The sequence below is a fragment of the Streptomyces subrutilus genome (genome assembly GCF_008704535.1).
In the GTDB taxonomy this organism is placed as follows: Bacteria; Actinomycetota; Actinomycetes; order Streptomycetales; family Streptomycetaceae; genus Streptomyces; species Streptomyces subrutilus.
The window spans coordinates 3898310-3922002 of record NZ_CP023701.1; the positions used below are offsets into that span (position 1 = coordinate 3898310).

Consider the following 23693-nt stretch of genomic DNA (forward strand, 5'->3'; position numbering starts at 1 on the left):
GCGTGGGGAAGGCCGTCGCACCCGTTGCGGCGGCCTTCCCCCGTGTCCGGCCCCGTACGGCAGGATGAGCGCATGACGAAGGTGCAAGAGGACCTCCCCGTGCTGCCCACCCAGCAGGACGAGGTCGCCGCTGCCGGCAGCGAGTTCCTGGGCGGGCCGCTGGGCCGCCATGCCCGGCTCGGGGGCCAGTGGCTGGGACCGGTCCGCGTCGTGGTCCTCGTCGCGATCGGCATGTTCGCCCTGGGCATGGTGCAGAAGCTGCCCTGCTACGACTGGGCGTGGTTCCGGGGGGCGGGCTCGCAGTACACCCACGCCTGCTACTCCGACATCCCGCACCTCTACGCGGTCCGCGGGTTCGCCGACAACCTGACCCCCTACTTCGACCGGCTCCCCGGCGACATGGAGTACCTGGAGTACCCCGTGCTCACCGGGCTCTTCATGGAGATCGCCTCCTGGCTGACCCCGGGCAGCGGCACCATGCAGCACCGCGAGCAGATGTACTGGATGGTCAACGCGGGCATGCTGATGGCCTGCACCGCCGTCATCGCCGTGTGCGTGGCCCGCACCCACCGGCGCCGGCCCTGGGACGCCCTGCTGTTCGCCCTCGCACCGGCCTTCGCGCTCACCGCGACGATCAACTGGGACCTGCTGGCCATCGCCCTGACCGCGGCCGGGATGCTCATGTGGTCCCGCGGCCGGGCGGTGCTCTTCGGCGTCTTCATCGGTCTGGCCACCGCCGCCAAGCTCTACCCCGCGCTCTTGCTCGGGGCACTGTTCGTGCTGTGCTGGCGGGCCGGAAAATGGCGTGAATTCGGCTACGCCGCCCTCGGTGCGGCAGGGGCCTGGCTCCTCGTCAACCTGCCCGTCATGCTCTTCGCCTGGGACGGCTGGACGAAGTTCTACACCTTCAGCCAGGAGCGGCCCATCGACTTCGGCTCCGTGTGGCTGCTGATCTCCCAGCGCTCGGGCAACCCCCTCGACGGGGCGAACACCTACGCGACCGGGCTGACGCTGCTGCTGTGCGGGGCGATCGGGCTGCTGGCGCTGACCGCGCCCCGCCGCCCGCGCTTCGCCCAGCTCGCGTTCCTGGTCGTCGCCGTGTTCATCCTGACCAACAAGGTCTACTCGCCGCAGTACGTGCTGTGGCTGATCCCGCTCGCCGCGCTGGCCCGGCCGCGCTGGCGCGACTTCCTGATCTGGCAGGCCGGCGAGGTCGTCTACTTCTTCGGGATCTGGTTCTACCTCGCCTACACGAGCAGCGGCGAGAAGCACCAGGGCCTGCCCGTGGAGGGCTACCAGCTGGCGATCGCGGCGCACCTGCTGGCCACGCTCTACCTGTGCGCGGTCGTCGTGCGCGACATCCTGCTGCCCGAGCGGGACGTCGTACGCCTGGACGGCTCGGACGATCCCTCCGGCGGGGTCCTGGACGGGGCCGAGGACGTGTTCGTCCTCTCGGACGCGGCGAGGGCGCCGCGGTACGCGGCGCCCTCGGAGGGACAGCGGGTCGACTGGGGCGCGGGCCCCGGGGACTGACCGCGCCGGGCCCTGTCCGGGCCCCGGCACGGTGCGGGCTCAGGTGTCCAGGCTCAGGTGTCCAGCGCGCGGTCGAACTGCGTCGTGGTGTGGCGCAGGTGCGCCACCAGCTCGTCGCCGACCTTGGGCTCGGTGGCGTCCGCCGGCACGAACAGGATCGACACCTGCATGTGCGGGGGCTCCGCGAACCAGCGCTGCTTGCCCGCCCACACGAACGGCGAGAGGTTGCGGTTGACCGTGGCCAGGCCCGCGCGGGCGACGCCCTTGGCACGCGGCATCACGCCGTGCAGGGCCTTGGGGGCCTCCAGGCCCACCCCGTGCGAGGTGCCGCCGGCCACCACGACCAGCCAGCCGTCGGAGGCGGCCTTCTGCTGCCGGTAGCCGAACCGGTCGCCCTTGGCGACGCGCGTGACGTCGAGGACCGCGCCGCGGTACTCGGTCGCCTCGTGGTCGCCCAGCCACAGCCGCGTGCCGATGCGGGCCCGGAAGCGGGTCTGCGGGAACTGCTGCTGGAGCCGGGCCAGGTCCTCGGCCCGCAGGTGGCTGACGAACATGGTGTGCAGGGGCAGTCGGGCGGCGCGCAGCCGGTCCATCCAGCCGATGACCTCCTCGACCGCGTCCGAGCCGTCGGGGCGGTCCAGCGGCAGGTGCAGGGCGAAGCCCTCCAGCCGGACGTCCTCGATCGCCGCGTGCAGCTGGCCGAGGTCCTGCTCGGAGATGCCGTGCCGGCGCATCGAACTCATGCACTCGATGACCACCCGGGCGCCCACGAGGCCGCGCACCCCGTCCAGCGAGGACACCGAGCGGATGACCCGGTCGGGGAGCGGCACCGGGTCCTCGCCCCGCCGGAAGGGGGTGAGGACGAGCAGGTCGCCGCCGAACCAGTCCTTGATGCTGGCGGCCTCGTACGTCGTCCCGACGGCCAGTACGTCGGCGCCCATCCGGGTCGCCTCCTCGCACAGCCGCTCGTGGCCGAAGCCGTAGCCGTTGCCCTTGCAGACCGGGATCATCCCGGGGAACTGGTCCTGGATCTGCTTCTGGTGCGCACGCCAGCGCGCGGTGTCGACGTAGAGCGTGAGCGCCATGCCCGTCCGGAGCCTCTCTTGAGGAGCTGCGTGGTGCAGCGGTGCGTGGGGTGGTGGGGTGGGTGGATGGGGGTGGGGGTGGATCAGCGGCGCGACATGTAGAGGTCGAGCGCCTTGTGCAGCACCTTGTTGAGCGGGAAGTCCCACTCGCCGACGTACTCCACGGCCTCGCCGCCCGTGCCGACCTTGAACTGGATCAGGCCGAACAGGTGATCGTTCTCGTCCAGCGTGTCAGAGATTCCGCGCAGGTCGTAGACGCCGGCGCCCAGTGCGTACGCGTCGCGCAGCATGCGCCACTGCATCGCGTTCGAGGGCCGCACCTCGCGCTTGTGGTTGGCGGACGCGCCGTACGAGTACCAGACGTGCTGGCCGACGGTGAGCATCGTGGCGGCGGCCAGCGGCTCCCCCTCGTGCGTCGCGATGTACAGCCGCATCCGGTTGGGGTCCTCGGCGTTGAGGGCCGTCCACTGGCGCTGGAAGTAGCTGAGCGGGCGCGGGCGGAACTTGTCGCGCTCGGCGGTGATCTCGTACAGGTGCTGCCAGGTCGGCAGGTCCTCGTAGCCGCCTTGGACGACCTCGACGCCGGCCTTCTCGGCCTTCTTGATGTTGCGGCGCCACAGCTGGTTGAAGCCCTTGAGGACGTCGTCCAGCGAGCGGTTGGCCAGCGGGACCTGGAAGACGTACCGGGGCTGGACGTCGCCGAAGCCGGCGCCGCCGTCCTCCGCCTGCTGCCAGCCCATGCGGCGGAGCTTGTCGGAGACCTCGAAGGCGCGGGGCTCGATGACCGAGGCCTCCACGTCGCGCAGGCGCTTGACGTCGGGGTCCTGGATGCCGGCCTTGATGGCGGTCGAGTTCCAGCGGCGGATGACGACGGGCGGGCCCATCTTCACGGTGAAGGCGCCCTGCTGCTTGAGGTGCGCCAGCATCGGCTGGAGCCACTCCTCCAGGTTGGGGGCGTACCAGTTGATGACCGGGCCCTCGGGGAGGTACGCGAGATACCGCTTCACCTTGGGCAGCTGGCGGTACAAGACGAGGGCGGCGCCGACGAGTTCGCCGGAGCCGTCGAACCAACCGAGGTTCTCCGAACGCCACTCGTTCTTCACGTCGGCCCACGCCGGGACCTGGCAGTGGCTCGCCGAGGGCAGGCTCTGGAGGTAACCCAGATGCTGCTCTCGGCTGATGGTCCTCAGGGACAGGCTCATGCGGGGCGTCTCCTCCGGCGGCTTCGCTGGCTATGGCGCGAAGCCTACTGCGACAGGGGCGCGACCCTTCTGGGGGACGGGCCGGAGGCCCGCGCCGGACTGTGACCGGCCCGGGCCCCCGGGTGGGGCGGAGGTGCCCGGTCAGCCGGCCCAGCCGCCGAAGAGACCGCCGTGCGCCATGCCGAGGTAGAAGCCCACGGCCGAGGCGCCCAGCCCGATGATCAGTGCGAAGCGCTCGCGTGTCGTCACCGAGATGAACTGTCCGTACGCGCCGGTGAGGATCCCGATCAGCCCGGCCCACGAGCTGAGCAGGTGCAGGTTGTGGAAGAAGCCCGTGACGAACGCCACGGTGCCGAGGACCAGGGTGACCGCCATCAGGGTGTCCTGAAGCGGGTGGGGCTTGCCGTCGGTCGCGAGGAGCGAGATCGAGGACTGGGGTCGAATGGCCTGTGCCATCGGAAGGCACCTCCTGGCTGAAGCAGAGCGGTGCGCGGGGCCGCCTCCGGCAGGAGCCGGGGGCATAGCACCGAGCACACCCGATGCATACAGATTGTGGCCCTCTGCTGCCGGATTTCAACCGGAAGGAGTCGACGGGGTAGTCTGTACGGTCTGCGCGGTGTCTGTTCTCGGACACCGTGCGGCACGCATCACGACCCTCCTGCCACGGAACGACCGTGGCCGCTGAGTCCAAAGGAGGTGGGTTCCACATGCGTCACTACGAAGTGATGGTCATCCTCGACCCCGATCTCGAGGAGCGCGCTGTCTCCCCGCTGATCGAGAACTTCCTCTCCGTCGTCCGTGAGGGCAACGGAAAGGTCGAGAAGGTCGACACCTGGGGCCGTCGTCGTCTCGCTTACGAGATCAAGAAGAAGCCCGAGGGCATCTACTCGGTCATCGACCTCCAGGCCGAGCCTGCGGTCGTCAAGGAGCTTGACCGACAGATGAACCTGAACGAGTCGGTTCTCCGGACCAAGGTCCTTCGCCCCGAGACCCACTGAACTTCGGTTCAGCGGTAATCGGGACCGAGTAGCACAGCAGCCCAGCAGCACATCCCCGCCGAGAGGTTCATCCATGGCAGGCGAGACCGTCATCACGGTCGTCGGCAATCTCGTCGACGACCCCGAGCTGCGCTTCACCCCCTCGGGTGCGGCGGTCGCGAAGTTCCGTGTCGCGTCCACTCCCCGCATCTTCGACAAGCAGACCAACGAGTGGAAGGACGGCGAAGGCCTGTTCCTGACCTGTTCGGTCTGGCGTCAGGCGGCCGAGAACGTCGCCGAGTCCCTTCAGCGGGGCATGCGCGTCATCGTGCAGGGCCGCCTGAAGCAGCGGTCGTACGAGGACCGCGAGGGTGTCAAGCGCACGGTCTACGAGCTGGACGTCGAGGAAGTCGGCCCCAGCCTGAAGACCGCCACGGCCAAGGTCGCCAAGACCACGGGTCGCGGCGGCCAGGGTGGATACGGCGGCGGCGGACAGCAGCAGGGCGGCGGCGGTGGCAACTGGGGCGGAGCCCCCGGTGGCGCCGCTCCGCAGGGCGGCGGAGGCCCCTCCGACGACCCGTGGTCGTCCAGCGCGCCGGCCGGTGGCCAGCAGCAGGGCGGCGGCGGGGGCGGCTGGGGTGGAAACTCCGGCGGCTCCGGCGGTGGCTACTCGGACGAGCCGCCCTTCTAGGGCAGCTCGAACCCCCACTTCTTGATCACACAGGAGAGACACCATGGCGAAGCCGCCTGTGCGCAAGCCTAAGAAGAAGGTCTGCGCGTTCTGCAAGGACAAGACCGCGTACGTGGACTACAAGGACACGAACATGCTGCGGAAGTTCATTTCCGACCGCGGCAAGATCCGTGCCCGCCGCGTCACCGGCAACTGCACGCAGCACCAGCGTGACGTCGCCACGGCTGTGAAGAACAGCCGTGAGATGGCACTGCTGCCCTACACGTCCACCGCGCGATAAGGAAAGGGTGACCGACTAATGAAGATCATCCTGACCCACGAGGTTTCTGGCCTCGGTACCGCCGGCGATGTCGTCGACGTCAAGGACGGTTACGCTCGCAACTACCTGGTCCCGCGTGGTTTCGCGATCCGCTGGACCAAGGGTGGCGAGAAGGACGTGGCGCAGATCCGCCGCGCCCGCAAGATCCACGAGATCGCGACCATCGAGCAGGCCAACGAGTTCAAGGCCAAGCTTGAGGCCGTGAAGGTTCGCCTGGCCACCCGCGCGGGTGACGCCGGTCGTCTCTTCGGTTCCGTTACCCCGGCCGACATCGCCACGGCGATCGAGTCCTCGGGTGGCCCGAAGGTCGACAAGCGCCGCGTCGAGCTGGGCTCGCCGATCAAGACCCTCGGTTCGTACCAGGTCTCCGTGCGTCTGCACGCCGACGTGGCCGCGAACGTGGGCGTCGAGGTCGTCGCCGCCTAAGGGCTGCAACACGAAGGGCCGCACCCCACGGGGTGCGGCCCTTCGTCGTGTGCCGGGCCGGGCGGCGGCCGGTGTTTCACGTGAAACCCGGCCGGTGTTTCACGTGAAACAGGGTGTGGACCGGGAGCCGCGACGTTTCACGTGAAACATCGCCCGGGCCGCGCCGCGCGTCGGCCGCCCGCGGTCCTAGCGGGTGGCCCCGGCGACCAGCCAGCGGCCCGAGCGGGCGCGGAGCTGGAGGGTGACCATCCGGACCAGCATCATCAGCGTCATGGCCCACCAGAGCGTCGTCAGGCCGCCGCCGAGCGAGGGGACGAGCAGGGCGACCGGGGTGAAGACGGCCAGCGTCAGCAGCATCGCCCAGGCCAGGTAGCGACCGTCGCCCGCTCCCATCAGCACCCCGTCGAGCACGAAGACGATGCCGGAGACGGGCTGGGAGACGGCCACCACCAGCAGGGCGGGCAGCAGCGCGTCCTCGACCGCCGGGTCGCCGGTGAACAGCGGGACGAACACGGGCCGGGCGGCGGCGACCAGCAGGCCGAGCACGAGGCCCGAGACGATGCCCCACCGCACCATGCGGCGGCACACGGCCTTGGCGCCCTCGGTGTCCCCGGCGCCCAGGTAGCGGCCGATGATGGCCTGCCCCGCGATGGCGATGGCGTCCAGGGCGAAGGCGAGCAGGCTCCACAGGGAGAGCAGGATCTGGTGCGCCGCGATGTCGGCGTCGCCGAGCCGGGCGGCGACGGCGGTAGCGATCATCAGGACGGCCCGCAGCGACAGGGTGCGCACGAGCAGCGGCGCCCCGGCCTGGGCGCAGGCCCGTATGCCCGTGGCGTCCGGGCGCAGGGAGGCGCCGTGCCGCCGGGCGCCCCGTACGACGACCACGAGGTAGACCGCGGCCATGGCGCACTGGGCGATGACGGTGCCCCATGCGGATCCGGCGATGCCGAGGCCCGCGCCGTACACCAGCGCCACGTTCAGGACGCCGTTCAGGGCGAAGCCCCCCACGGCGACGTAGAGCGGCGTACGGGTGTCCTGGAGGCCGCGCAGGACACCCGTGGAGGCCAGGACCACGAGCATGGCCGGGATGCCGAACGAGGAGATCCGCAGGTACGTGACGGCGTACGGGGCGACCGTGTCCGAGGCCCCGAAGAGGGAGACCAGCCAGGGAGCGGCGGGCAGCACCACCGCGATGACGAGGGCCCCGAGCAGGAGGGCGAGCCAGATGCCGTCCATGCCCTGGCGGATGGCCGCGCGCAGGTCGCCGGCGCCGACGCGGCGGGAGACGGCCGCGGTGGTGGCGTAGGCGAGGAAGACGAAGACGCTGACCGCGGTGGTGAGGAGGGCGGCGGCGATGCCCAGGCCGGCCAGCTGGGGGGTGCCGAGGTGCCCCACGATGGCGCTGTCGGCCATCACGAAGAGGGGCTCGGCGACGAGGGCGCCGAAGGCGGGAACGGCCAGAGCGAAGATCTCTCTGTCGTGTCGTCTCGGCGCGGCCTTCGGCGTGGCGGGGGCCTGTGTCATGCGCTCAATCTAATCTTCCACAGGTAATGGATGCAAGGCTCTTTGGAGCCTTACCGAGGCGCTGACTTGGGCGTTCTTCGCAACCCGTTGGAGGCGATCTTGAGACAGTGGCCAAGAATTTTCTCCCCCACAGGGGTCAACCCAAGAAACCCCAGGTCAGAGTGGGTAACGGGGTGGGCCGGGTGATTTTGTCCACAGCACTGTCCCCCGGTCCGTACACAGCTTCCGTGGAGTTACCCACAGCATTGGCGCCGTCGTCCACATCTCATCCACACAGCCTGTGGATAACAAGATTGGCTGACGCCGCTCGCGGCCCTACCGTGGTGCGTTGCCCGACTCGCCGAGAGCCGATTCGGGTGCCCCAAATGTCAGAGCCGTGTCGTAGAAAGAGTGACACGGCGAGGTCCGCGTTGCGGACGGGAGGAGGCGGCCCGGTGAGCATCCCCGAGCCCATGGACGACCCTTGGGCCGACAGCGGTCCGGGGGACCGTCTGCCCACCCGTTCGCGCCGCGGTGGAGAAGGCCGCGGCCGCGGTGACGAGCAGCACGAGCGGGGCCGCGAGGGGGGCTCCTGGGACGGGGGCGGGGGCGGCGGCTTCGAGCGGGTCCCGCCGCAGGACCTCGACGCGGAGCAGTCGGTGCTCGGCGGCATGCTGCTGTCGAAGGACGCCATCGCCGACGTCGTGGAGGTCCTCAAGGGACACGACTTCTACCGGCCCTCCCACGAGACGATCTACCAGGCCATCCTCGACCTGTACGCCAAGGGCGAGCCGGCCGACCCGATCACCGTCGGCGCGGAGCTGACCCGGCGCGGCGAGATCGGCAAGGTCGGCGGGGCCTCGTACCTGCACACGCTGGTGCAGTCGGTGCCCACCGCGGCGAACGCCGAGTACTACGCGGAGATCGTCCACGAGAGGGCGGTCCTGCGCCGCCTGGTGGCCGCCGGTACGAAGATCACGCAGATGGGGTACGCGGCCGACGGCGACGTCGACGAGATCGTCAACAGCGCCCAGGCCGAGATCTACGCCGTCACCGAGCAGCGCACCTCCGAGGACTACCTGCCGCTGGGCGACATCATGGAAGGCGCCCTCGACGAGATCGAGGCCATCGGGTCGCGCAGCGGCCAGATGTCGGGCGTCCCGACCGGGTTCACCGACCTGGACTCGCTGACCAACGGCCTGCACCCCGGCCAGATGATCGTCATCGCGGCCCGTCCCGCCATGGGAAAGTCCACGCTCGCGCTGGACTTCGCGCGGGCCTGCTCGATCAAGAGCAACCTGCCGAGCGTGATCTTCTCCCTGGAAATGGGTCGCAACGAGATCGCGATGCGCCTCCTCTCGGCGGAGGCGCGGGTGGCCCTGCACCACATGCGTTCGGGAACCATGACCGACGACGACTGGACCCGGCTGGCCCGCCGGATGCCCGACGTCTCGGCCGCCCCGCTGTACATCGACGACTCCCCCAACCTGTCGATGATGGAGATCCGGGCCAAGTGCCGCCGGCTCAAGCAGCGCAACGACCTCTCGCTCGTCGTCATCGACTACCTCCAGCTGATGCAGTCGGGCGGCTCGCGCCGTCCCGAGAGCCGCCAGCAGGAGGTCTCGGACATGTCGCGAAACCTCAAGCTGCTGGCGAAGGAGCTGGAGGTCCCCGTGATCGCGCTCTCCCAGCTGAACCGTGGTCCCGAACAGCGCACGGACAAGAAGCCGATGGTCTCCGACCTCCGTGAATCGGGCTCGATCGAGCAGGACGCCGACATGGTGATCCTGCTGCACCGCGAGGACGCCTACGAGAAGGAGTCCCCCCGGGCCGGCGAGGCCGACCTGATCGTGGCCAAGCATCGAAACGGCCCCACGGCGACGATCACCGTGGCCTTCCAGGGCCACTACTCCCGCTTCGTGGACATGGCCAACACGTAGCATCCGATCATGGATGAGCTCATCGAGGACCGTGACCTTCTCCCCGCGACCCGGCGTGCGTTGAGCCACCGGGTGGCCGTGGCGCAGAGCGAAGGGCGGGCGCCGTCCGTGGTGGCCGCGGTCGCGCGGGGGAGCGGGATCGTCTGGGAGGGCGCCCGGACCTCCGTCGCCGGGCCCGGCCCGGACGGGAACGTGCAGTACCGGGTCGGGTCGATCAGCAAGACGTTCACGGCCGTTCTGGTGATGCGGCTGCGCGACGAGGGGCTGCTCGACCTCTCCGATCCGTTGGAGAAGCACCTGCCCGGGACGGGCGTCGGCGAGGTGACCGTCGCCCAGCTGCTCTGCCACACCGGCGGGTTGGCCGCGGAGACGCCCGGTGCGTGGTGGGAGCGCACCCCCGGGTCGACGCGCCCCGAACTCGCGGACGTCCTGGGCGAGGACCCGTTCCGGCACGCGCCCGGCCGCCGGTACCACTACTCCAACCCCGGTTACACGCTGCTCGGTTCGCTCGTCGAGGCGCTGCGCGGGAAGCCGTGGGCGCAGGTGCTGCGGGCGGAGGTGTTGGAGCCGCTCGGTCTGGACCGCACGGGGGAGGTGCCCCGGGCGCCGCACGCGGACGGCTGGGCCGTGCATCCGTGGGCGGACGTGATGATGCCGGAACCGCTGGAGGACCTGGGCCTGATGGCCGCGGCCGGGCAGCTGTGGTCGACCACGAGGGACCTGGCACGGTTCGCCGGCTTCCTGCTGCGCGGTGACGAGCGGGTGCTGAGCGCCGCCACGGTACGGGAGATGCGCGCGGCGGCGTCGCCGCCGGAGCCCGGTGTCGCCGAGGCCGGATACGGCCTGGGCCTGCAGCTGGCGGTGCACGGCGGCCGCCGGCTCGCGGGGCACACCGGTTCGCTGCCGGGGTTCGTCGCGGCGCTCTGGATCAGCGAGGCGGACGACGTGGCGGCGGTGGTCCTGGCGAACTGCACCTCGGGTCTGCCCGTCGCGACCGTGGCCGCAGACCTGCTGGCGATCGTGGCCGAGGCCGAGCCGAGGTTCCCGGAGCCGTGGCGGCCGCTGCGGGAGGCCGATCCGGTGGCCTTGGAGCTGTGCGGGCCCTGGTACTGGGGCACTTCGGCCCAGGTGGTGCGACTGACGGCGGACGGGGCGCTGCAACTGGAACCGGTCGGCGCCACCGGGCGGGCGGCTCGCTTCCGCGCGGAGCCCGATGGCAGCTGGCGCGGGCTGTCCGGCTACTACGCGGGGGAGACCTTGCGGGCGGTGCGCCGGGAGGACGGGTCGGTCAGCCACCTCGACCTCGGGTCCTTCGTCTTCACGCGGGAGCCCTACGACGCCGGGGCGCCGGTGCCCGGCGGGGTGGACCCGGGGGGCTGGCGCGGCATCGGCTGACGCGGCGGCCGGGCGCTCGGGGACCGGTGGCCGGGGCCGGAGCTCGGGCCGGGTGACGCGCCCGACCCGGCCTCGGACGGGTCAGGCGACGAGCTCGCGCTCCAGCGGGGTCCGGAAGCGCGGGGTGATCCTGGCCGCGCCCAGCCAGTCCGCCAGGCGGCCGGCCTCGTGGGCTATCGCCTCCTCGGCGGCGCGTCCGGGGCGGCCCAGCAGCCGCCAGACGACCTCGCCGTCGGCGCGTTGGGCCCACCCGCCGACGATCTCGCCGTTCCACCAGACGGTGGGGCCGATGTTGCCGGCGTAGTCGAAGAGGGCGGGCCGGTGCGCGGGATCGAGGTGGAAGCTCCGGTCGGCCCAGCCCATCCCGCTGGGGTCGAGGCCGGGCAGCAGCGCCGCCCAGGGCTCGGGGGCGGGCTCGGGACCGGTGTCACCGGGGCTCACCAGGGCGGTGGCGCCGTCCTCCAGCCGTACCGGGTCGGGCCCGACGGCGGCGAGGGCCGTGCGGACGTCGGTCAGGGTCCAGCCCGTCCACCACGCGAGGTCCGCTTCGGTGGCCGGGCCGTACGCCCGTAGCCAGCGCCCGGCGAGCTCCGCGCGGGCTTCCGCGGCGGGCAGGGCGGGCCAGGGCGCGGTGTGGACCCAGCGGTACTGGCTGGAGGTCCACGATCCGCGCGGGCGGTCCCGGCGGATGCGCCCATCCGCGGCCAGCAGTCGGATGACCCGGGTGGCGATGCCGGTCCGCGCCTCGTACTTCTTGCCCCGGCCCAGAGTGATCTTCAGGCGGAGGGCGGGCACGGCGGCGGACAGCTGGCTGCCGGTGGCGGGGCCCGCGGTGTCCAGCGCGGCGAGGGCGGCCTCCTCGGCCCCGGCCAGCCAGTCGGCGTCCAGGCCCTGGCCGTCCTCTGCGAGGTGCTTGAGGAGGGTGCGCCGCTCCTTGGCCGCGATGGCGCGGGCCGTGGAGGCGTCGACGTACGGCGCCAGCGGGGCGGAGACCGCGAAGAGAGTGTTGCGCATGCTGAGCAGGCGGACCAGGCTGACGTCTTCGTAGAGCGCCCGTTCGATCACCTCGGGGCCGCCCTCGGTCAGCCGGGCCCGGGCGGAGAGGAAGACCGTCGAGGCGTCCGTGGCGTGCAGGGCGACGACGCAGTCCGCGGCCTGCGGCACCGTGGCGGCGCGGACCGAGGGCGCCAGGCGGTGGCGCCGGCCGAGGCGGTGGCGGCGTTCCGCGGTGCTGATCAGGGGGAGGGCGGAGTTCACCCTCCCGATCGTAGGCCGGACCGCCGTGCGGCGGTCCGGTTCGCCGAACCTGCCCGTCCGACGCGGTCGTTCAGAGAGAGAGCTTGAACCCGACGTGCGAACCGGTGAAGCCGAGGCGCTCGTAGAAGCGGTGGGCGTCGGTCCGGGTCGCGTCCGAGGTGAGCTGGACCAGGCTGCAGTGGTCGGCCCGGGACTGCTCGATCGCCCATTCGATGAACCGGGTGCCGAGCCCGCTGCCGCGTTCGTCGGCGTGGACGCGGACGCCCTCGATGACGGAACGGGTCGCGCCCTGGCGGGAGAGCCCGTGGACGATCGTGAGCTGGAGCGTGCCCACGACCCGTCCCGCGCGGACGGCGACGACCACGTGCTGGTTCGGGTCCTCGGAGAGGCGCTTGAGGGCCGCGACGTACGGAGCGAGGTCGTCGGGGGATTCCCGCGTCGCCCCGAGCGGGTCGTCGGCCAGCATGGCGACGATCGCCGGAAGGTCGGCCTCGGTCGCGGGGCGGATGGTCAGCTCGGAGGCATCGCTCATGCCGGGTTGTCCTTTCTCAGCCGGCGGCCACGGTGAGCGGCGCCCAGCGACGGGTCCAGTCACCGGGCGGGCCGGGGATGTCTCGGGTCATGACGGTGTTGGAGGACACGGACTCCAGGCCGCGTTCCTTCAGCCAGCCGCGGAGTTCCTCGTGCCGTAGGTCGACATCGGTGCGCAGCGGCCGTTCGGTGCCCGCGGCCAGGGCCGTGACGAGGGCGCGGGCGGTGTCGGTGTCCCGGGCGATCAGCGGGCCCACGACGTGGGTGTCCATGTTGGGCCAGGCCGCGGCGTAGCCCGTGAGCGTGCCCTCGCCGTCCTCGGCCACGAGGAGTTGGTCCGCGAAGGCGGGCAGCCGGACGATCATGTGGGTGCGATCGGTGCCGAAGACCTCGGCGTCCAGCGCCAGGATGCGGGAGAGGTCCTCCACGCCGGCCGGCCTGACGGTGGAGCCGTCGTGGGAGTCCACCGTCCCGTCGGGCCGGAAGGTGCCGCGGAGCATCTCGGCGCGGCCCGCGGACGCGAAGCCGAGCTCTTCGTAGAGGGGTCGGCCGTAGGGGGTGGCGTGCAGGGTGAGGGGCACGCCCTTGAGGACGTCGTCGCAGACGTGCCGCATCAGACGGCGGCCCAGGCCCCGGCGGGCATAGCGGTCGGCGACCAGCACCATGCCGATGGCGGCGAGCTCCGGCGCGGCGGGAGTCTGTCCGTACCGGGTGACGACACAGGCGGCGGCCAGTCCCTGCCCGTCCGGGGCGTCGATGCCGTAGCCGTCACCCGCGGCGAGGAGCAGCCCCCACTTGTGGACCTCGCGGGGCCAGCCGCGGTCCTCGGACAGGTCGGCGCACCGGGGGAGGTCGTCCATGGTCAGTGGCCTGATGGGTGCCTCGGTGATCTGTGGTGGTGTCACCGACTCAGAGTGGATCATCGGCCGGGAGTCGTCCAGGGGGTTTGACGAGGCGATGTTCCACGTGAAACACGGACCGGCGTTTCACGTGAAACATCGGCCGGTGTTTCACGTGAAACCACGAGACGTCTCACGTGAAACACGGTGGGGCGTCCGATACGGACGGACTAATCTCGATGTCCATGCCCCTCCTGCACCTCTTCGACCTCGACGGAACGCTGATGTACGGCTCGGCGGCGCCGGTCGAAATCTCCCGCCAGCTCGGGCTGGGCACCGAGATCGCCGAGCTGGAGCGGGCGTTCGCCGCGCTGGAGATCGGCCCCCAGGAGTTCTCGGTGGCCGCCCACGCCCTGTGGTCGGAGCTGACCCCCGCGCACGTCAGGGCGGCCTTCGACGGCTCTCCCTGGCTGGCCGGCATCCGGGAGGTGTGGCAGGAGATCCGGGAGCGGGGCGACTACTGCGCGGTGATCTCGCTGTCGCCGTCCTTCTTCGTGGACCTGCTGCTGGAGTGGGGCGCGCACGCCGCGCACGGATCGCTCTATCCGGAGGTGCCGTTCACCCGCCCCGTGGAGGTGGCCGGGATCCTGACGCCCGAGGCCAAGGTGACGGTGGCGGACCGACTGTGCGAGCGGTTCGGTGTCACGCGGGGCGACTGCGTCGCGTACGGGGACTCGATGACCGATGCCGTGCTCTTCGACGTCGTGCCGGTGTCCGTGGCGGTCAACGCGCGTCCTTACCTGGCCGAACGGGCCACGCACGTCTACACGGGCCGGGACCTCAGAGAGGCCTTCCAGCTCTCCGGATCGGCCCGCCCGCAGGCCACGGCATCCTAGGGGGAGCGGGGGTTCGAAACGCGGATTTTCTCCATTTCCCCGCAGGGCCCCAGGCGGGCTGGCACGCTGTGGAGCCCGGAACCCGGAACCACGGATCGACAGGCCGTGGGTGTGCAGACCGACCGAGATGCTCGAAGCGAGGCACCGCATGGACGCTCCGCCCACCAGATCGGCGAGACGGGAGACGGCCCGGATACCCTCCGGCGGCGGTACGGCCGAGCCCTCACCGGACGCCGTGCTCATCCGCAGGACCCTCGCGGAGATCGAACCCGTAGCCGACAGGATGACCTCGTACTTCTACGCCCTGGTGTTCATAGGCCACCCGGAGCTGCGCAGCATGTTCCCGATCGCCATGGACGTACAGCGCGACCGGCTGCTGAAGGCCCTGCTGACCGCCGCCGAGCACATCGACAACCCCGCGGTGCTCCTCCCGTACCTGCGCAGGCTGGGCACCGGGCACCGCAAGTACGGCACGCTGCCCGGCCACTATCCGGTGGTGGGCGAGGCGCTGTTGGGGGCTCTGGCCCGGTACGCCGAAAGGTCCTGGGGACCGGAGGCGGAAGCCGCCTGGGTGCGGGCCTACACCGCGATCTCGCAGACCATGATCGATGCGGCGTCGGACGACGAGGTCGCCGCTCCGGCGTGGTGGCACGCCGAGGTGGTCTCCCACGAACTGCGCACCCCGGACATCGCGGTGCTGACGGTCCGCCCCGACCAGCCCTACGCCTTCCTGGCCGGCCAGTACACGAGCCTGGAGACCCCGTGGTGGCCGCGGGTCTGGCGCCACTACTCCTTCGCCTCGGCCCCGCGCACCGACGGCCTGCTCTCCTTCCACGTGAAGGCCGTCCCCGCGGGCTGGGTCTCCAACGCGCTGGTCCGTCATGCCAGGCCGGGCGACGTCTTACGCCTGGGTCCGCCCGCCGGATCGATGGTGGTGGACCACAGCACGGACAACGGAATGCTCTGCCTGGGCGGCGGCACCGGCATCGCGCCGATCAAGGCGCTGATCGAGGACGTGGCCGAGCACGGCCAGCGCCGCCCGGTGGAGGTCTTCTTCGGCGCCCGCTGCGACAACGACCTGTACGACAAGGACACCCTGCTGGGCCTCCAGCGCTCGCACCCGTGGCTCTCCGTGCGCCCGGTCGTCGGCGACGGCCTGTCCGGACAGCTGCCGCACGCCGTGGGCGAGCACGGGCCGTGGAGCTCGTACGACGCGTACGTCTCCGGACCGCCCGCCATGATCCGCAGCGGAGTCGACGAACTCAAGCGGATCGGCATCCCCGGCGAGCGCATCCGTCACGACGCGGTGGAGGAACTGGCGGGCGTGGCCGGCTGAGGGCCCCGGGGCCGAGCCCCTCAGCCGTCTGCGGCGGAGCCCCGAGGCTCCGCCGCGCCCGGCCGGCGGGAAGGTCAGCCCAGGTCGGGGGCGTGCATGGCGCGCACCCCCTCGATGTTGCCGTCGAGGTAGTGCCGCAGGGACAGCGGGACGAGGTGGACGGCCGCGATGCCGACCCGACTGAACGGCACCCGGACGATCTCGTACTCGCCCTCGGGTTCGTCGATCTCGGGACCGTGCCGCTGGCTGGGGTCCATGGATTCCAGGTGGCAGACGAAGAAGTGCTGCACCTTCACGCCGGTGACCCCCCGTTCGGCGATGTGCTCGACGGTGTCGACGAAACAGGGGACCACATCGGTGATCTTCGCGCCGAGTTCTTCGTGCACCTCTCGGTGAAGGGCGTCGACGACCGTGGCGTCGGAGGCTTCCACTCCCCCGCCGGGGGTGAGCCAGTACGGATCGACGCCGGGCTTGGTGCGCTTGATGAGGATCAGGTCGTCACCGTCGAGCAGGATCGCGCGGGCGGTGCGTTTGACCACGGGACGTTCGGTCATGGGAGAAGAGTGGCCCACCGCTCCGCTTCTGAAACGCGCCACGGGCCGGAAACGGGGTCTCACCAGCGCACGGCGGCGCGCAGCAGCCTGTCGTGGGCACGCGCGAGATGGGCGAGGGCGAGGCTCCCGGCCCGTACGACGAGGAACCAGGTGCGCAGCGGCGGCACGGCGGGCTCCGGCAGGGCCACGATCCGGCCCGCGTCGAGGGCGTCCTGGCAGAGGTAGCGGGGCAGGACCGCGCATCCCGCGCCGGCCCGGACGCACTCCAGGACGGCCCGCAGATCGGGCGCCACGACGGTGGCGGCGGGTGGCCGGGCGTCGGGGTGGGTGTCGAAGACGGCGGACCAGTAGCGGGTGGCGAGCGGCAGCGTTTCGTGGACTTCGACGAGCGGGATGCCGTCGAGTGCGGCGGGCCCGTCGGCGCGCAGCCGCTCGGCATCGACGAAGGCGGCCCAGTAGGGCGCCGCGACCAGGAGGTGTTCCTCGTCGCACAGGGCGGTGGCGGTGAAGGGCCCGCCCCGGGGCTGCGCGGTGGTGACCACGAGGTCGTGGTGGCCGGCGGCCAGCCCGTCGAGGGCCTCCTCTGCCCGGGAGGGGAAGGCTGTGCGCAGCGAATGGCCCTGGCCGACCAGGGGTGCGAGGGCCGGCAGTACGCGCAGGCAGAGGAATTCGGGAGGCCCGGCGATGTGCAGGGTGCGCAGCGCCCCCGCGGCCTCCAGCTCGGCTTCGGTGATCCGCAGCAGCGCGTCGAGGTGGGGCGCGGCCTTCTGGGCCAGTTCGTCGCCGACGGCCGTCGGGGTGACGCCGCGGGCGCGCCGGTCGAACAGGGGCCGCCCGAGCTGCCGTTCCAGGATGCGTATCTGCGAGGTGACCGCGGGCTGTGACAGCCCGAGCAGCCCGGCGGCCCGGGTGAACGAGCCGGCGCGGTGAACGGCGACGAAGGTCCGCAATAAGGCCAGGTCCACAGCGGTACCTCTCGGTGGGGGCCTTCAACTATAAAGAGGGCGATGGGTCCCTGTCGTTACCGTGATTGGACTCTGACGCACAGTCAACTAGCCTGGTGATGTGGTTCTTCGCGCGCGGAACCCGGGGCGGTCCGAGCCACCAGGGGGGAGGCTCGGACCGCTTCCACCGCCCCGTCAGCCGGCGCCGCCCGCGATGTCGAGGGCCCGCAACACGTCCGCGGTCAGGTCGTCGGTGTCCTCTGCTCCGGCGGAGAAGCGGATGAACCCCTCCGGCACGGCGTCTCCACCCCACCGTCCGCGCCGCTCGGCGGTGGACCGCACCCCGCCGAAGCTGGTCGCGTCCTCGACCAGGTGCAGGGCGGCCATGAACCGTTCCGCGTGCGCACGATCGGGAAGCGTGAAGGAGACCACCGAACCGAAGCCCCGCATCTGCCGGGCGGCCGTCTTGTGCGCGGGGTCCGCGGGCAGACCGGGATAGCGCAGCCCCGTCACGTCGGCCCGGCCGGTCAGTGCTTCGGCGACGGCCAGCGCGTTGGCCCACTGGCGCTGGGCGCGCAACTGGATGGTGGCCAGGGAGCGGTGCGCCAGCCAGGCCTCCATCGGGCCGGGGATCGCGCCGACGATCTTGCGCCACTGCCGTACCCGGGCCGCCAGCTCCGACGAGCGGCAGACGACGTACCCGAGGAGCAGGTCGCCGTGGCCGGTCAGGCCCTTGGTGCCGCTGGCCACGGAGAAGTCCGCCCCGAGCTCCAGCGGCCGCTGGCCGAGCGGGGTGGCGAGGGTGTTGTCGACGGCGACGAGGGTCCCCCCGGAGTGGGCGGCGTCGACCAGGCGCCGTACGTCGCAGACGTCGAGGCCGGGGTTGGACGGGGTCTCGATCCACAGCAGCCGGGCGCCGTCGAGGACCGCGAGCTGGGCGTCCTCGCCGGTGGGGGCGGTGCGCACGTCGATCCCGTACGCCTCCAGCTGCTCCCGGAGCAGGGGCAGCGCCTGGTAGCCGTCGTCGGGCAGGACGACGGTCTCCCCGGTGCGCGCGTGGGCGAGGAGGACCGCGGAGACCGCCGCCATCCCGGAGGCGAAGACGACGGTGTGCACCTCCTCGCCGGGCGCCTCCAACTCGCCGATGGCCCGTTCGAGCAGGGTCCACGTGGGATTGGTGTCGCGCCCGTAGGTGTACGGGCCCTCTACGTCGCCGGGCAGGTGGAAGTGGGCGGCGAACACGGGCCCGGGCAGGGTCGGTTCGTTCTTGACGGGGTCGGGCAGACCGGCCCGTACGGCCCGGGTGCCGTCGCCGAGCGGCGGGGTGCGGTCGTGGTCGTTCACGCGGGGGTCTCCTTCATGGCTTCGCGCACGGCGTCGAGCAGGCCGGGGCTCGCGGCCTCGACCAGCTCCAGGCACTCCTCGAACCCGTCGAGGGACCCGTAGTAGGGGTCCGGCACGTCGGTGTCCGAGGCCGCGGCCGACGGGTCGTAGGACCGCAGCAGCCGGACCTTGGCGGTGTCCTGCGGGGTGGGGGCGAGGTCCCGCAGATCGCGCAGGTGGCCGGCGTCGAGGGCGATCACCAGGTCGAGCCGGGCGAACCAGGACGACCGGAACTGCCGGGCACGGTGGTTCTGGGCGTATCCCGCCGACTCCAGGACGGCAACGGTGCGCGGATCGGCGCCGTCGCCCTCGTGCCAGCCGCCGGTGCCGGCGCTGTCGACCTCCACCAGGCCGTCGAGCCCCGCCTCGGTCACGCGGGCGCGGAAGACGGACTCGGCCATGGGCGAGCGGCAGATGTTGCCGGTGCAGACGAAGCACACGCGGTACACGGGCGCCCGCTCAGTTCTTGTCGGGCAGCAGCATGTTCACGGCCCAGGAGACGACGGAGATGATCAGGCCGCCGAGGACCGCGGTCCAGAAGCCGTCCACGTGGAAACTGAGGTCGAGCTGCCGGGCGAGCCAGGAGGTCAGCAGCAGCATCAGGGCGTTCACGACGAGGGTGAACAGGCCGAGGGTGAGGATGAACAGCGGCAGCGAGAGCAGATTCACCAAGGGCTTGACGAGGAAATTGACCAAGCCGAAGACCAGCGCGACCAGAATCAGGGTGAGGGTGCGGTGCCCGAGGCTGCTGCCGTCGTCGAGGCTGATGCCGGCGAGCAGCCAGATGGCCACGGCCAGCGCCGCGGCGTTGGCCAGCGTCTTGACTACGAAATTCGTCATGTGTCTGATCGTTGCAGAGAAGATCCCGCCGGAACATCCGCAGATCAGCGGATGCGACGGCGCGACCGAGTCCAAGGGGTACGAGGACGATGAAGGCCTTCCGGCTGGATGAGCTCGAAGCGGAGCGGGCGGCCAACGACGGCGCCTACCTGCAGTTCCTGCGCGAGCGGAACATGTCGGTGGGGCTGTACGCGCTCGACGCGGGCCAGGGCGACCCGCAGGCACCGCACCGCCAGGACGAGGTGTACTTCGTCGTGAGCGGCCGTGCCTCGATCACGGTGGGGGAGGAGACGACGACGGTGGCGCGCGGCAGCGTCGTCTACGTCCCGGCCGGGGTCCCGCACAAGTTCCACCACATCACCGAGGACCTGCGGGTGATGGTGGTCTTCTCCCCGCCGGAGGGCTGAGCAGAGGGCTCGGGCCCGCCCGGTTCCCGAGGGTCGCGCCCCCGGTCCCCCTAGGGGGCGGATCAGGGGAGGGCGGGGGCTCGCGGGCCCCCGGCCGGGACCCCGGCCTCCTAGCATCGAAAGCAGGACATCAGCGAACGATGAAGAAGAGGTCGAGGACATGGACGGCATCCGACAGGTATTCGCGGGCATGCCCTGGTGGGTCAAGTGGGTCGCCGTGCCGTTGCTGGCGCTTTTCGTCTTCGGCGGTGTGATCACCAGCATCCTGGGCGCGTTGATCGGCCTCGTCTTCAAGCTGCTGCTCTTCGTCGGCCTCGTCGCGGGACTGGTCTTCGTGGTGAAGAAGGTCCGCGGGGATTCCTCGAAGTCCTCGGCCGGGGACTGGTAGCGGGTCCGGGTCCGGGGCCGGCGGTTCCGCGATTGGGCCAGGTGAGGGAACGTGGAGCGCGAAACCGCTCACACCGGGGGAATCGGCCGATAGAGTCGCAATCCGTGCCGGTACCTGGGCACCGAAAGCTGGTAGCACCGCCCTGACCCGCGGTTACGTCGAGCAGCCGCCGAACACGACCCCCAGGAGCCACGGCAGACGCGGGGGCGGCCCCCGCGGAGCGGGCCTCTCCGAGGCCCGCGGCCACGCCTGGGGGTGAGCTTTGGCTTCGGTTCACAATCCCGGTGTACCGACCCTGATCGGCTCGGTGCAACGGGCGCTGAGGCTGCTGGAGGCCGTCGGCTCCCACCGCGACGGGGCCCCGGCGAAGCAGCTGGCGCGCGAGGCCGGGCTCCCGCTTCCCACCGCGTACCACCTGCTGCGCACCCTGACGCACGAGGGCTATCTGCGCCGGGAGAGCGGGGTGTTCGTCCTCGGGGCCGCTGCCGGGCGGCTGGCCGGTGGAGGGCTCCAGCAGAAACGTCGCGGCATGATCGTCGATGCCCTCGCGCACTTCCGCGACGCGGTCGGGGCACCCGTCTACTTCGCGGTCTACCGCGAGGGCGAGATCGAGGTCGTGGGCGTCTCGGACACCCCGGACCGGCCGGCCTGCGAGGAGTGGGCGGACTTCCGGGATACCGGGCACGCACACGCCGTCGGGCAGTGCCTGCTCGGCCAGCTCGACGAGAAGACCCGCCGGGACCACTACGACCGCCACCCGGTCGAGGCGCTCACCTCATACACCGTGCGCGACCTCAGGTCCTTGGAAGAGCGGATCGCGTCCCTCGAACGGATGCAGCCGGTGACAGAGCGTCAGGAGTACGCGCTGGGGACGGTGTGTGCCGCCATCCCGATTACCGCGGGAGACGTAGCCGCAACCCTGGCCATTTCCCTTCCCTCGCATGAAGAAGGCCATTTGATGGCACTTATTGACCGACTCAGGGCGGAAGTGGGTGCATTGTTGAGCACCCTCTCGTTCTCTATCAGTATCTGAAAACTCACTCCTTGTGATCTGCTAGCGCTTCCACCACTCTTGTCAAGAGGCCCTGGGGGACCATTCCTGGCCACTTCCACTACAGCGGGGTAGGCAATGCGCGAGTCGGTACAGGCAGAGGTCATGATGAACTTCCTCGTTTCCGAGGAGCTCTCGTTCCGCATCCCGGTGGAACTGCGCTACGAGGCCCGCGACCCCTACGCGGTCCGCCTGACGTTCCACCTCCCCGGAGATGCCCCGGTGACCTGGGCGTTCGGCCGGGAACTGCTCCTCGACGGCATCAACAAGCCGTGCGGCGACGGCGATGTGCACATCGCGCCCACCGACCCCGACGAGCTGTCCGACGTGCACCTCAGGCTGCAGGTCGGAGGCGACCGGGCCCTGTTCCGCGCGAGCGCGGCGCCGCTCGTCGCCTTCCTCGACCGCACCGACCGGCTGGTCCCGCTCGGCCAGGAGCGCAACCTGGGCGACTTCGAGGAGCACCTCGACGAGGCGCTGGACAAGATCCTGTCGGAGTCGCGGCAGAACGAACAGAACGCCGGCTGAGGCCGCCCGACGGCGGCCGGCACCTGCCGGAGCGGGCCGACGCGCGCCGGAGTCGGCCTACGCCTACCGAGCCGGACCGACGCCGACCGACGCGCGCCGAGCGGTACCGGCGCCGACCGACGTCGGGGCCCTCCCGGCGCGCTCCCTCAGCGCTTGCGCCGTCGGCCCCGGCCGCCGCTGCGGCCCGGCCCGGAGGACGCGGCCGCCCCGGCCGGCGCCGCCCGGTCGGCGGACACCACCAGCGCGGCCAGTGCCGTCGTCACCGGGACCGAGGCCACGAGGCCGATCGAGCCCACGAGGGTGCGCACGATCTCTTCCGCGACCAGCTCGCTGTTGGCCACCGATCTCATGCTGCTGTTCGCGATGGAGAAGAGCAGGAGCAGGGGCAGCGCGGCGCCGGCGTAGGCCAGCACCAGCGTGTTCACCACGGACGCGATGTGGTCGCGCCCGATCCTGATGGCCGCCTTGTAGAGACCGCGCGGCCCCAGCGAGGAGTCGGCCTGGTGGAGTTCCCACACGGCGGAGGTCTGGGTGACCGTCACGTCGTCCAGTACGCCGAGCGAGCCGATGATCACGCCCGCGAGCAGCAGTCCGCTCATGTCGATGTTCGGGTACAGCCCGTGGATCAGCCCGGTGTTGTCGTCGGTGTTGCCGCTGAGGAACGCCCAGTCGATGAACAGCGAGCCCAGCAGCCCGATCAGCATCAGGGACACCAGAGTGCCCAGGACGGCGACCGAGGTGCGGGCCGTCAGGCCGTGACACATGTAGAGCGCGATGAGCATGATCGCGCTCGCTCCCACGATCGCGACGACCAGCGGATTGGATCCCTGGAGAATGGCGGGGAGGATGAAGAGGGTCAGCACGCCGAAGCTGATGACCAGCGCGATCAGCGCGAACAGCCCCCGCATCCGCCCGACCAGGACGACGGCCACGGCGAAGATCCCGGCCAGCAGCGCCATCGGGAACTTGCGGTTGACGTCGATCACCGAGTACTGGAGGTCCCGCGGCGCGTCCGGGGCGTAAGCGACCACCACCTCCTGGCCGTTCGCCAACTGGCGCGGTGCGCCGGGCTGGACGATCTCCACGAAGGTCCGGCCCTTCTCCGGGCCCGTCCGCACCTCGATCGTGGCCTTCTTGCACTCGCCGGTCTGCTCGGCCCGCGCCTCGCGGCCCTGCGGAGTGGACGTGTCACCGGTGGCCGGCACCTGCGAGGCGTTGACGGATTTGCAGTCGACCTGTGCGAGGGACACGACCGCCCCCTGCTGGGTCTGGCGGTCGAAGCCGACCCCCGACCGCTCGTGCGCAGGCGCCCCGCCCGGCCACAGCACCACCAGACCGACGACGACAGCCGTCGCGAAGGGGATCAGTACCGCCGCGATGACCTTGCGGAGGTGCTTCGAGACGGGCGCTGCCGGACCGTGGTGGTGGCTGTGGGAGTGGCCGGTGGACTGCGCCGGACCTGCGTGCGCAGGGTCGGTGTGATCAATGTGGTCTGTGGGCTTGGTGGGGGGCTGCGGCGAGGACGTCACCGGCTGATCATCGCAAGAGATGAGGGGGCCCACTGTTCAGCACGCCCTAGAGGACGCTAGCGTGGGGGCACCTTTGCACAACGCGGGAGCTCGGAGCACCGGGCTGAGAGGACGCTGATCACCGTACGCGCATGACAGA

General features: G+C 71.1%; 26 protein-coding genes. 13 read left to right on the plus strand and 13 right to left on the minus strand.

The genetic code is table 11. The features are described from left to right. The first annotated feature begins 72 nt into the window (after nucleotides 1-72). Nucleotides 73-1533, plus strand: coding sequence for a glycosyltransferase family 87 protein (locus tag CP968_RS17015; RefSeq protein WP_150518835.1), 1461 nt, complete (start codon nucleotides 73-75; stop codon nucleotides 1531-1533). A gap of 53 nt (nucleotides 1534-1586) precedes the next feature. On the opposite strand, the gene CP968_RS17020 is transcribed toward CP968_RS17015, so the two are convergent. From CP968_RS17020 to CP968_RS17030, 3 genes are all read right to left on the minus strand, one after another. After that, nucleotides 1587-2618 (minus strand): alanine racemase, encoded by a 1032-nt coding sequence (locus tag CP968_RS17020; protein WP_150518836.1) that lies wholly within the window; start codon nucleotides 2616-2618, stop codon nucleotides 1587-1589. An 83-nt stretch (nucleotides 2619-2701) separates the two neighbouring features. After that, complete coding sequence (locus CP968_RS17025; protein ID WP_150518837.1) at nucleotides 2702-3820, minus strand: lipid II:glycine glycyltransferase FemX; 1119 nt, start codon at nucleotides 3818-3820, stop codon at nucleotides 2702-2704. A 141-nt stretch (nucleotides 3821-3961) separates the two neighbouring features. Continuing rightward, nucleotides 3962-4276 carry a hypothetical protein gene (locus CP968_RS17030; RefSeq protein WP_150518838.1) on the minus strand — a complete coding sequence of 105 codons (315 nt, stop codon included), beginning with the start codon at nucleotides 4274-4276 and terminating at the stop codon, nucleotides 3962-3964. A gap of 251 nt (nucleotides 4277-4527) precedes the next feature. Between CP968_RS17030 and rpsF the strand changes: the two genes are divergently transcribed. The 4 genes from rpsF to rplI all read left to right on the plus strand — a co-directional run bounded on the left by rpsF (nucleotide 4528) and on the right by rplI (nucleotide 6233). Beyond that, nucleotides 4528-4818 (plus strand): 30S ribosomal protein S6, encoded by a 291-nt coding sequence (rpsF, locus tag CP968_RS17035; RefSeq protein ID WP_004950685.1) that lies wholly within the window; start codon nucleotides 4528-4530, stop codon nucleotides 4816-4818. A 73-nt stretch (nucleotides 4819-4891) separates the two neighbouring features. After that, the gene (locus tag CP968_RS17040) at nucleotides 4892-5488 is read left to right on the plus strand and encodes a single-stranded DNA-binding protein (RefSeq protein ID WP_150518839.1); all 597 of its coding nucleotides are present in this window, start codon (nucleotides 4892-4894) and stop codon (nucleotides 5486-5488) included. A 43-nt stretch (nucleotides 5489-5531) separates the two neighbouring features. Beyond that, entirely contained in the window at nucleotides 5532-5768 is a 237-nt protein-coding gene (gene rpsR / locus CP968_RS17045) for a 30S ribosomal protein S18 (RefSeq protein ID WP_005315025.1), read from the plus strand. Nucleotides 5769-5786: 18 nt separating this feature from the next. Continuing rightward, nucleotides 5787-6233, plus strand: coding sequence for a 50S ribosomal protein L9 (gene rplI / locus CP968_RS17050; protein WP_150518840.1), 447 nt, complete (start codon nucleotides 5787-5789; stop codon nucleotides 6231-6233). A gap of 186 nt (nucleotides 6234-6419) precedes the next feature. On the opposite strand, the gene CP968_RS17055 is transcribed toward rplI, so the two are convergent. Continuing rightward, a complete protein-coding gene (locus CP968_RS17055) occupies nucleotides 6420-7757 on the minus strand; it encodes an MATE family efflux transporter (protein ID WP_150518841.1) in 1338 nt (445 codons plus the stop codon). A 434-nt stretch (nucleotides 7758-8191) separates the two neighbouring features. Here CP968_RS17055 and dnaB point away from each other — a divergent pair, with 434 nt between their 5' ends. Together dnaB and CP968_RS17065 are read left to right on the plus strand one after the other, a co-directional pair. Then, nucleotides 8192-9676, plus strand: coding sequence for a replicative DNA helicase (gene dnaB, locus CP968_RS17060; protein ID WP_150518842.1), 1485 nt, complete (start codon nucleotides 8192-8194; stop codon nucleotides 9674-9676). A 9-nt stretch (nucleotides 9677-9685) separates the two neighbouring features. Next, nucleotides 9686-11071, plus strand: coding sequence for a serine hydrolase domain-containing protein (locus tag CP968_RS17065; protein ID WP_150518843.1), 1386 nt, complete (start codon nucleotides 9686-9688; stop codon nucleotides 11069-11071). Between the two features lie 81 nt (nucleotides 11072-11152). Here CP968_RS17065 and CP968_RS17070 read toward each other — a convergent pair whose 3' ends face one another. The 3 genes from CP968_RS17070 to CP968_RS17080 form a co-directional block, all read right to left on the minus strand. Next, entirely contained in the window at nucleotides 11153-12328 is a 1176-nt protein-coding gene (locus tag CP968_RS17070; RefSeq protein WP_150518844.1) for a winged helix DNA-binding domain-containing protein, read from the minus strand. A 70-nt stretch (nucleotides 12329-12398) separates the two neighbouring features. Then, nucleotides 12399-12860 carry a GNAT family N-acetyltransferase gene (locus CP968_RS17075; protein ID WP_150518845.1) on the minus strand — a complete coding sequence of 154 codons (462 nt, stop codon included), beginning with the start codon at nucleotides 12858-12860 and terminating at the stop codon, nucleotides 12399-12401. A 16-nt stretch (nucleotides 12861-12876) separates the two neighbouring features. Beyond that, on the minus strand, nucleotides 12877-13764 hold the full coding sequence (locus CP968_RS17080) for a GNAT family N-acetyltransferase (RefSeq protein ID WP_150518846.1): 888 nt from the start codon (nucleotides 13762-13764) through the stop codon (nucleotides 12877-12879). A 179-nt stretch (nucleotides 13765-13943) separates the two neighbouring features. Between CP968_RS17080 and CP968_RS17085 the strand changes: the two genes are divergently transcribed. Together CP968_RS17085 and CP968_RS17090 are read left to right on the plus strand one after the other, a co-directional pair. After that, on the plus strand, nucleotides 13944-14594 hold the full coding sequence (locus tag CP968_RS17085) for an HAD family hydrolase (protein WP_150521957.1): 651 nt from the start codon (nucleotides 13944-13946) through the stop codon (nucleotides 14592-14594). A gap of 127 nt (nucleotides 14595-14721) precedes the next feature. Continuing rightward, nucleotides 14722-15930, plus strand: a complete 1209-nt coding sequence (locus CP968_RS17090) for a globin domain-containing protein (RefSeq protein ID WP_150518847.1) — start codon at nucleotides 14722-14724, stop codon at nucleotides 15928-15930. Between the two features lie 74 nt (nucleotides 15931-16004). Here CP968_RS17090 and CP968_RS17095 read toward each other — a convergent pair whose 3' ends face one another. The 5 genes from CP968_RS17095 to CP968_RS17115 all read right to left on the minus strand — a co-directional run bounded on the left by CP968_RS17095 (nucleotide 16005) and on the right by CP968_RS17115 (nucleotide 19651). Continuing rightward, entirely contained in the window at nucleotides 16005-16484 is a 480-nt protein-coding gene (locus CP968_RS17095) for an NUDIX domain-containing protein (RefSeq protein WP_150518848.1), read from the minus strand. Between the two features lie 59 nt (nucleotides 16485-16543). Continuing rightward, nucleotides 16544-17449, minus strand: a complete 906-nt coding sequence (locus tag CP968_RS17100) for a LysR family transcriptional regulator (protein ID WP_150518849.1) — start codon at nucleotides 17447-17449, stop codon at nucleotides 16544-16546. A 174-nt stretch (nucleotides 17450-17623) separates the two neighbouring features. Continuing rightward, entirely contained in the window at nucleotides 17624-18772 is a 1149-nt protein-coding gene (locus CP968_RS17105) for a cystathionine gamma-lyase (RefSeq protein WP_150518850.1), read from the minus strand. After that, nucleotides 18769-19212, minus strand: coding sequence for a low molecular weight protein-tyrosine-phosphatase (locus CP968_RS17110; protein WP_229886398.1), 444 nt, complete (start codon nucleotides 19210-19212; stop codon nucleotides 18769-18771). The genes CP968_RS17105 and CP968_RS17110 overlap by 4 nt, the downstream gene beginning before the upstream one ends. A gap of 58 nt (nucleotides 19213-19270) precedes the next feature. Then, nucleotides 19271-19651: a phage holin family protein gene (locus tag CP968_RS17115; protein ID WP_150518852.1), complete on the minus strand. Its 381-nt coding sequence runs from the start codon at nucleotides 19649-19651 to the stop codon at nucleotides 19271-19273. A gap of 89 nt (nucleotides 19652-19740) precedes the next feature. Between CP968_RS17115 and CP968_RS17120 the strand changes: the two genes are divergently transcribed. The 4 genes from CP968_RS17120 to CP968_RS17135 all read left to right on the plus strand — a co-directional run bounded on the left by CP968_RS17120 (nucleotide 19741) and on the right by CP968_RS17135 (nucleotide 22025). Then, nucleotides 19741-20058, plus strand: coding sequence for a cupin domain-containing protein (locus CP968_RS17120; protein ID WP_150518853.1), 318 nt, complete (start codon nucleotides 19741-19743; stop codon nucleotides 20056-20058). 160 nt (nucleotides 20059-20218) lie between these two features. Then, a complete protein-coding gene (locus tag CP968_RS17125; RefSeq protein ID WP_189828907.1) occupies nucleotides 20219-20446 on the plus strand; it encodes a DUF5326 family protein in 228 nt (75 codons plus the stop codon). Between the two features lie 262 nt (nucleotides 20447-20708). Then, complete coding sequence (locus CP968_RS17130; protein ID WP_150518854.1) at nucleotides 20709-21479, plus strand: IclR family transcriptional regulator; 771 nt, start codon at nucleotides 20709-20711, stop codon at nucleotides 21477-21479. A 96-nt stretch (nucleotides 21480-21575) separates the two neighbouring features. Continuing rightward, nucleotides 21576-22025 carry an SsgA family sporulation/cell division regulator gene (locus tag CP968_RS17135; protein WP_150518855.1) on the plus strand — a complete coding sequence of 150 codons (450 nt, stop codon included), beginning with the start codon at nucleotides 21576-21578 and terminating at the stop codon, nucleotides 22023-22025. 146 nt (nucleotides 22026-22171) lie between these two features. Here CP968_RS17135 and CP968_RS17140 read toward each other — a convergent pair whose 3' ends face one another. Continuing rightward, on the minus strand, nucleotides 22172-23512 hold the full coding sequence (locus CP968_RS17140; protein ID WP_229886425.1) for a YibE/F family protein: 1341 nt from the start codon (nucleotides 23510-23512) through the stop codon (nucleotides 22172-22174). Between the last annotated feature and the right edge of the window lie 181 nt (nucleotides 23513-23693).